The organism is Pikeienuella sp., assembly GCF_046290545.1.
Taxonomy (GTDB): Bacteria; Pseudomonadota; Alphaproteobacteria; order Rhodobacterales; family Rhodobacteraceae; genus Pikeienuella.
Map to the genome: position 1 here is coordinate 406,885 of NZ_JBKAGV010000004.1, position 7,707 is coordinate 414,591.

At 66.3% G+C, this 7,707-nt stretch carries 7 protein-coding genes; 6 read left to right on the forward strand and 1 reads right to left on the reverse strand.

Features of this window, described 5'->3' with window-relative positions; all coding sequences use genetic code 11:
* Complete coding sequence (locus ACE37J_RS02615; RefSeq protein ID WP_409706579.1) at window positions 1-1,776, reverse strand: acyl-CoA dehydrogenase; 1,776 nt, start codon at window positions 1,774-1,776, stop codon at window positions 1-3.
* Between the two features lie 147 nt (window positions 1,777-1,923).
* Here ACE37J_RS02615 and ACE37J_RS02620 point away from each other — a divergent pair, with 147 nt between their 5' ends.
* The 6 genes from ACE37J_RS02620 to ACE37J_RS02645 form a co-directional block, all read left to right on the forward strand.
* The gene (locus tag ACE37J_RS02620) at window positions 1,924-3,783 is read left to right on the forward strand and encodes an adenylate/guanylate cyclase domain-containing protein (RefSeq protein WP_409706582.1); all 1,860 of its coding nucleotides are present in this window, start codon (window positions 1,924-1,926) and stop codon (window positions 3,781-3,783) included.
* A 263-nt stretch (window positions 3,784-4,046) separates the two neighbouring features.
* Entirely contained in the window at window positions 4,047-4,418 is a 372-nt protein-coding gene (gene rpsL / locus ACE37J_RS02625) for a 30S ribosomal protein S12 (RefSeq protein WP_409706586.1), read from the forward strand.
* 12 nt (window positions 4,419-4,430) lie between these two features.
* Complete coding sequence (rpsG, locus tag ACE37J_RS02630) at window positions 4,431-4,901, forward strand: 30S ribosomal protein S7 (RefSeq protein WP_409706589.1); 471 nt, start codon at window positions 4,431-4,433, stop codon at window positions 4,899-4,901.
* A gap of 18 nt (window positions 4,902-4,919) precedes the next feature.
* On the forward strand, window positions 4,920-7,037 hold the full coding sequence (gene fusA / locus ACE37J_RS02635; protein WP_409706592.1) for an elongation factor G: 2,118 nt from the start codon (window positions 4,920-4,922) through the stop codon (window positions 7,035-7,037).
* A 1-nt stretch (window position 7,038) separates the two neighbouring features.
* A complete protein-coding gene (locus ACE37J_RS02640; RefSeq protein ID WP_409706595.1) occupies window positions 7,039-7,575 on the forward strand; it encodes a hypothetical protein in 537 nt (178 codons plus the stop codon).
* A 30-nt stretch (window positions 7,576-7,605) separates the two neighbouring features.
* The coding region (locus ACE37J_RS02645) for a GTP-binding protein (RefSeq protein ID WP_409706604.1) at window positions 7,606-7,707 on the forward strand (102 nt) is incomplete at its 3' end.

Sequence of the window (7,707 nt, forward strand, 5' to 3'; positions counted from 1 at the left end):
TCAGAAGCCGGCGGCTTCCGCCTCGAGGCAGGTCCGGTCCATCCGCTCCAGAAGGTCCGCGGCGGTCATCGCCGCGGGGAGTTCGTAGCGGTGGAAATAGCGGGCGGCGGTGAGCTTGCCTGCTAGGAAATCCCGACGCGCGCCCTCGCCCTCGCCCGCGCCCAGCGCCGCCTCCGCCGCCAGCGCCTGCCGGACCCAGAGCCATGCGACGACGACATGGCCCAGCATGTCGAGATAGATCGTCGCGTTGGCGAGATAGGCGGCGGGCCCGGCCTCCGCGGCGCGTGCCTGCATCGCCGCCGTCACGCCGAAGGCGCGGGCTGCGGCCTTGCGGAGGCTCGCGGCGAGCTCTGCTGTTTCCGGCCGCGACGCCGCCTCGGCCGCCGTCGCCTCGATCTCGGCGGCGAGCCGGCGCATCCCGGCGCCGCCCTTCTGCCCGACCTTCCGGCCGAGGAGGTCCATGCCCTGAATCCCGCGTGTGCCCTCGTGGATGTGGTTCAGCCGGTTGTCCCGATAGAGCCGCTCGACCGGATAATCCCGCGTGTAGCCGTAGCCGCCGAAGACCTGGATCGCGATCTCGTTGGCGCGGAGCCCGTATTCGGAGGGCCAGGACTTCATGATCGGCGTCAGCAGATCGAGGAGCAGTTCCGCCTCCCCGTCCCCCAGCCGCGCCTCGTCCACCAGCGAGGCGCCGTAGAGGACGAGCGCGAGGCCGCCCTCGACGTATGATTTCATCTGGAGGAGCATCCGTTTCACATCGGCATGCTCGATGATGGGGACTGTGGGGCTCGCCGGGTCCTTGTTGTCAGGCGCCCGCCCCTGCTTCCGCTCCTTCGCATAGGCGAGGGCGTGGAGATAGCCGGCATAGCCGATGCTCGCCGCGCCAAGGCCGACGCCGATCCGCGCCTCGTTCATCATGTGGAACATGTAGGCGAGGCCCTGGTGCGGCTCGCCGACGAGATAGCCGACCGCGCCGCCTTCGTCGCCGAAGTTCAGCGCGCAATTGGTGGTGCCGCGGAAGCCCATCTTGTGGTTGAGGCCGATGAGGCGCACGTCGTTCTTCGCTCCGTCCTTCAGGAACTTCGGGACGATGAACATCGAGATGCCCTTCACGCCCGGAGGGCCGCCGGGGATCTTCGCCAGCACCATGTGGACGATGTTTTCCGAAAGCTCGTGCTCGCCGCCCGAAATCCACATCTTCGAGCCGATGACCCGATACGTCCCGTCAGCCTGCGGCTCCGCCCGCGTGCGGATGTCGGCTAGGCCGGAGCCGGCCTGCGGCTCGGAGAGGCACATTGTCCCCGTCCAGCGCCCTTCGAGGAGGGGGGGCAGATACTCCGCGATCTGGTCCTCGGAGCCGGTGGCGACGAGCATGTTGCCGACGCCGACAGAGAGCATCGCATAGCCCGTCAGCGAGACGTTGGCGGCGTTGAAGAAGGCTGCGACGCCTTGCGTGATCGTGAAGGGGAGGCCCATGCCGCCCTGATCCGAGGCGAAGCCGGCGGCCTGGAACCCGGCCTTCCAGTATTCATCGAGCGCCGCCTTCGCCTCCGGAATGATGTGGACGCGCTTTCCGTCGAAAGACGGTTCGTCAATGTCCAGCCGCGCCGCCAGCGGCTCCCATTCCCGCTCCGCAATCCCGGCGGCGAGATCGAGAATCGCGTCCCAGTCCTCGCGGTTCTGCCCGGCGTAGAGCGGATGGTTGGCGAAGCGGGAGACGCCGATGACGTCATGGAGGAGAAAGGCGAGGTCTTCGGCGCGCAGGGTTTGGGTCATGGCTGCTCCCTTGTGTTCGGGCGGGAGGCTGGCGCAGCGCGGGAGGGGAGGCAAGGGGTAGAACGCCGGGCGCGCGAATGGACCAATGTGTCTGACTGTCCTAGAATGCCCCCAGCCAGGATCGGCGCATTGACGGTTGGGGCGCTGATGTCCGAGGTTCGACTGCAACGACGACTGGCGGCGGTCCTTGCGGCTGACGTCGTCGGATATAGTCGCATGATGGGCGAGGACGAAGGCGGCGTCCGCGCAAGATTCAACGCAGCAATGGAGACTGTGATCGCGCCGGCGATCACGGAACATCGCGGTCGCCTCTTCAAGACCATGGGAGACGGACTGCTGGCCGAATTCGGAAGCGTGGTCGACGCCGTGGACTGCGCCGTTCGTATTCAGGACGGCATGGAGACGTTCAACCGATCCGGGGCGCCGGCGCTCCTCCTGCGCATCGGCGTCAATCTCGGCGACGTCATTATCGAAGGAGACGATGTCCATGGCGACGGCGTCAACGTGGCGGCCCGGCTCGAAGGGCTGGCGCCGCCCGGCGGCGTTTGTATCTCGCGCGCTGCGCGCGACCAGATTCGCGACAAGCTCTCTTACGAGCTTCAAGATATGGGCGAAGTCGCGGTCAAGAATATCGCCCGTCCAATCCGCGCCTTCGGCGTCACATCCCCTCGGAACTCCGCCCGGCGGCCAAGCTTCGTCGCGAAGCGCCGGGTCAGAACAGGACGGATTGTCGCCGTGGCGGCGTTCATCGCCTTGGCGGGCCTGCTCGCCTGGCTCCAGCCCTGGGTCGCGCGGGTCGAACCGGCTGCAATCGCGTCCATGGCGCTCCCGCTTCCGGACAAGCCGTCTGTCGCTGTCCTTCCCTTCGAGGTGGCTGCCTCCTCGGTCGATGACCGGAGGTTGGCGGACGCGATCGCCGAAGACTTGACGAGGGGCCTCGCTCGGGTCTCCGGCCTTTTCGTAATCGCGCGGAGTTCGACGCTCAGCTATGTCGGCGACAATGCGGAACCGGCGCGGGTCTCGGAGGAGCTTGGCGTACGTCACGTAGTTCGCGCCACGCTCCGCCGCGGCGGTGATCGGGTTCGTATCGACGCCGAGCTCGTTGACGCTGTTTCCGGCCGGATCGTCTGGTCAGACCGGTTTGACCGCGCCTCGTCGGATATCTTCGTCCTGCAGGACGAGATCGTTGAGGCGCTGGCGGTGCGCCTCGCATCGGACCTCAACCGGGCCGCAGAGCAGGTTCGGTTTACGGATGACCCGGAAGCCTGGTTCGCGTGGTTCGAGGCGGATCGGGAGAGCTGGCTCAACACGCCCGACGCATATGGCAAAGCGCGCGCGCTCGCCCTAAAGGCGTTGGAGCGTGACCCGGGCTTCGTCCGCGCAAAGTCAGTGCTCGCCTTCATCGACACGCAACGCGCCTATTTCGGGCTGGTGGAGGACCGGGCCGAGCTGCTGGCCCGCGCCCATGAAGAAGCGCGATCCGCGGCGGCCGAAGAGCCGGAGGACTGGTTTCCACAATCAGTCTATGCGCACACGCTAATGAATCTTCGAGACTACGAAGGAGCCGCCACGGCCTATGCCCGCGCGGTAGAGATGGAGCCGGCCGATGCCCATCTCCTCACCAGATCCTCTTTGCCGCTGATCTTCCTCGGTCGAGGAGCCGAGGCGGAAGCCAGACTTCGCGTCGCGATCAGGCTCAATCCGTTTCATGACTGGCTCCCGGATCAGTTGCTTGGCCAGGCGCAGTTCATTCAGGAGCGATACGCCGAGTCGGCGGAAGCTTTCGAGCGGGCGCGCGCCCGGAACCCGCGCTTTCTTGGCAACAAATGGTGGCGCGCAGCGGTGTATGGGCAGTTGGGAGATCGCGACAAGGCGGCCGAGGCGGTCGCCGAAATCCTTGCCCACGATCATAAGGCGACGCTGTCGCGCGGTTTTATCCGCATCGCGGACGTCTCAGCGATGACGCGCTTCAACGCTGGCCTACGCGCCGCAGGACTTCCAGAGTGACGACGCCAAGACGTGAGGATCGGCCATCGCCGCTTTCCCTTACCCTACCCTTGACATGATTCCCCCCGCCCCATAGAAGCCGCCCATCGCGAAGGGGAATCCCGGCGCGAGCATACATCGCCCAATATTGGCGCGCATGATCCGGGCTCCGGCCCCGATCCTCTGAATTCCCGCCAAGGACGGCCGAAAGGCCGGGCTTGGCGTTTCGCGCGTTCCGGATGACCGGGGCGCTGAGATGAAGACAACGATGGGGTGCGAGCCCGATGCCGACGATTCAGCAGCTGATCCGGAAGCCCCGGCAGCCGAAACCGGTGCGGAACAAGTCCATGCATCTGGAGGCTTGCCCCCAGAAGCGCGGCGTCTGCACCCGCGTCTACACGACGACCCCGAAGAAGCCGAACTCGGCGCTCCGGAAGGTCGCGAAGGTGCGGCTGACCAACGGGTATGAGGTCATCTCCTACATCCCGGGCGAGGGCCACAACCTGCAGGAGCACTCGGTCGTCCTGATCCGCGGCGGCCGCGTGAAGGACCTTCCGGGCGTCCGCTACCACATCCTCCGCGGCGTGCTCGACACGCAGGGCGTCAATTCCCGCCGCCAGCGCCGTTCGAAATACGGCGCGAAGCGTCCGAAGTAAGGAGAGCGCGACATGTCCCGCCGCCATTCCGCCGAAAAGCGCGAGATCCTGCCCGACGCCAAGTACGGCGACCGGGTTCTGACGAAGTTCATGAACAACCTGATGTATGACGGCAAGAAGTCCGTCGCGGAGGGTATCGTCTACGGCGCGCTGGAGCGCGTCGAGGCGAAGATGAAGAAGGCGCCGATCGAGGTGTTCCACGAGGCGCTGGACAACATAAAGCCCTCCGTCGAGGTCCGCTCCCGCCGGGTCGGCGGCGCGACCTACCAGGTGCCCGTCGAGGTTCGCCCCGAGCGCCGCGAGGCGCTGGCGATCCGCTGGCTCATCAAGTCCTCCCGCGCGCGGAACGAGCACACGATGGAGGAGCGCCTCGCCGGCGAACTGATGGACGCGGTCAACGGCCGCGGCACCGCCGTGAAGAAGCGCGAAGACACTCACAAGATGGCGGACGCCAACAAGGCGTTCAGCCACTACCGCTGGTAACCCCGAAGGACTGGACCAATGGCCCGCGATTATCCCCTCGAGCGCTACCGCAACTTCGGCATCATGGCGCATATCGACGCCGGCAAGACGACGTGCACGGAGCGGATTCTCTACTACACCGGCAAGTCCCACAAGATCGGCGAGGTGCATGACGGCGCCGCGACGATGGACTGGATGGAGCAGGAGCAGGAGCGCGGCATCACCATCACGTCCGCCGCGACCACGACCTTCTGGGAGCGGACCTCGACGGGCGACGCGCCGGAGACGCCGAAGCACCGCTTCAACATCATCGACACGCCCGGCCACGTGGACTTCACCATCGAGGTGGAGCGCAGCCTCGCCGTGCTCGACGGCGCGATCTGCCTTCTGGACGCCAACGCCGGCGTGGAGCCGCAGACGGAGACCGTCTGGCGCCAGGCCGACCGCTACGAGGTTCCTCGGATCGTCTTCGTCAACAAGATGGACAAGATCGGCGCGGATTTCTTCAACTGCGTCAAGATGATCAAGGACCGGACGGGCGCGCAGCCGCTGCCGATCCAGCTGCCCATCGGGGCCGAGACCGAGCTTGAGGGGATCATCGACCTCGTCACCATGGAAGAGTGGACCTGGAAGGGCGAGGACCTCGGCGCGACCTGGACGCGCCAGCCGGTCCGCGAGTCCCTGAAGGAGCAGGCCGAGGAGATGCGCGCCGAGCTGATCGACCGCGCGGTCGAACTCGACGACGAGGCGATGGAGGCCTTTCTCGAAGGCAACGAGCCCGACGTCGCCACGCTGCGGCGGCTGATCCGCAAGGGCACGCTCGACATGGTCTTCGTGCCGGTTCTCGCGGGCTCCGCCTTCAAGAACAAGGGCATCCAGCCGCTGCTCAACGCGGTGATCGACTATCTGCCGGGTCCGCTCGACGTGAGGCCCTATATGGGCTTCAAGCCGGGCGACGAGACCGAGACGCGGAACATTCCCCGCTCTGCCGACGACGCGCAGCCCTTCGCCGGCCTCGCCTTCAAGATCATGAACGACCCGTTCGTGGGCTCGCTCACCTTCACGCGCATCTATTCGGGGCAGCTCGGCAAGGGCGCCCAGATGCTGAACGCGACGAAGGGCAAGCGCGAGCGCGTCGGCCGCATGATGATGATGCACTCGAACAACCGCGAGGAGATCGACGAGGCCTTCGCGGGCGACATCATCGCGCTGGCCGGCCTCAAGGACACGACGACGGGCGACACGCTCTGCGATCCGTCGCAGCCGGTGGTGCTCGAGACGATGACCTTCCCCGAGCCGGTGATCGAGATCGCCATCGAGCCGAAGACGAAGGCCGATCAGGAGAAGATGTCCCAGGGTCTCCAGCGGCTCGCCGCCGAGGATCCGTCCTTCCGCGTCTCGACCGACATCGAGTCGGGCCAGACGATCATGAAGGGCATGGGCGAGCTTCATCTCGACATTCTCGTCGACCGGCTGAAGCGCGAGTTCAAGGTCGAGGCCAATATCGGCGCGCCGCAGGTCGCCTATCGCGAGACGGTGAGCCACGACGCAGAGATCGACTACACGCACAAGAAGCAGTCCGGCGGTTCCGGCCAGTTCGCGCGCGTGAAGATGGTGATCAAGCCGATGGAGCCGGGCGAGGGCTATTCGTTCGAGTCCAAGATCGTCGGCGGCTCGATCCCGAAGGAATACATCCCGGGCGTCGAGAAGGGCATCAAGTCTGTCATGGACTCGGGCCCGCTCGCCGGCTTCCCGGTGATCGACTTCAAGGTCCAGCTCCTCGACGGCGCCTACCATGACGTCGACTCGTCGGTTCTCGCCTTCGAGATCGCCGGGCGCGCGGCAATGCGCGAGGGCCTGAAGAAGGCCGGCGCGAAGCTGCTCGAGCCGATCATGAAGGTCGAGGTCGTCACGCCCGAGGAATTCACCGGCTCCGTGATCGGCGATCTCACCTCGCGGCGCGGTCAGGTGCAGGGGCAGGAGGCGCGCGGCAACGCGAACGTGGTGAACGCGTTCGTGCCGCTGGCCAACATGTTCAAGTATGTGGACACGCTCCGCTCGATGTCTCAAGGGCGCGCCCAGTTCACGATGCAATTCGACCATTACGAGCCCGTGCCGCAGGCGATCTCCCAGGAGATCCAGGCGAAGTACGCGTGACGTGATGACCGCGCTCCGGATCATCCCTGCGGCGGCTGCCGCGCTGGCGCTGGCCTCGGCCTGCTCCCGCGCGCCTGCGCCCGTGGCGGACCGGGGCGCGACCGTGCCGGTCGAGGCGCTGGCGGTGAACCCTGCCGACGTCCGGATCGACGTAAGCGGCATGGCGGCGGATGCCGACGCTCCGGCCGAGGACGTCGCCGCCTATCTCGGCCTCTACACCGACTTCCTGGCGCTTTCCGAGCCGGCCGGGCGGCCTGCGGCGGCGGTGATCTCGATCATCGACCTTGAGGTCACGAACCCGGACGCAGCGGCCTTCTTCGGGCGGCTGAGTTCGATTTCAGGCACTGTTGCGCTTGTCGACCTTTCGTCGGGCGAGCTCATCGTCGGGCCGGAGCCGCTCGATGTCGATGTCGGGCCGCATCTGGTCGGCGAAATGATCGGCGTCAACGTCCGCGACCGCGCGGACGTGAAGGCGCAGAAGATGTCTAAGGAATTCATGCGGAGGGCGCGCGCCGCTCTCTACGGTCCCACACGGTAAGGCGCGGGCGCGCGCGAGAAGGAGAACGTCATGGCGAAAGCGAAGTTCGAGCGGACGAAGCCGCATTGCAACATCGGGACGATCGGTCACGTTGATCACGGGAAGACGTCTCTGACGGCGGCGATCACGAAG